Below are 612 nucleotides of genomic sequence, written 5' to 3' on the forward strand. Positions count from 1 at the left end.
CTTTTGCGTATCTTTGTCTTACTATAAAACAAGGAGATATGACATTTGACGACATTACTGGAGACAGAAAATTATGGGCTGTACACTTTGAAGGCGAGGATGATAACGAATTTTATAAGGTGTTCAACAACTGGGCCGACGTGGTTTGGCTACGCACTTTCTTCAAGGAGAACATTGACGACTTGAACGCCTATTTTAAAATAACGGATATAAAAGAAGCTATCAGCGATACTATTGAAGATAGTGAACGCCTTCGATACATCATAATGGACATCTCCCCGGAAACCGATTTAAGCAAGATATTCCGTCCGCTGGACAACAACCAGGCTTCGGATGTGATGCTGCAAAAAGAAAAGGCCCGGTTAAAACGTAAATACGGTCACTCGTCGTGGCTCCGGCTATACGCTATCAAATTGATTCAAGGCAACTACATCATCACCGGAGGCGCCATCAAGCTGACGGCTACGATGCAGGAAAGAGAGCACACCAGGCAGGAACTTGTGAAAATAGACAAAGTCCGGCGCTACCTGCTGGAAGAAGGAATTATTGATGACGAAGGGTTTATAGAGTATATTAGTGAATTATAATTTGGGAGGAATGATATGGAAAATC

1 protein-coding gene is annotated in these 612 nt (G+C 42.6%); it reads left to right on the plus strand.

Annotated elements, in window-relative coordinates:
• Positions 1 to 38: 38 nt before the first annotated feature.
• The gene (locus tag BSCG_RS00060; protein WP_004313882.1) at positions 39 to 587 is read left to right on the plus strand and encodes a hypothetical protein; all 549 of its coding nucleotides are present in this window, start codon (positions 39 to 41) and stop codon (positions 585 to 587) included.
• The last annotated feature ends 25 nt before the right edge of the window (positions 588 to 612 follow it).

Origin of the sequence: Bacteroides sp. 2_2_4, from assembly GCF_000157055.1 — a bacterium.
Lineage (GTDB): Bacteria > Bacteroidota > Bacteroidia > Bacteroidales > Bacteroidaceae > Bacteroides > Bacteroides ovatus.

Coding starts and splice junctions, on each gene's coding strand:
- BSCG_RS00060 (WP_004313882.1), top strand. CDS start 39: ATGACATTTGACGACATTACTGGAGACAGAAAATTATGGGCTGTACAC.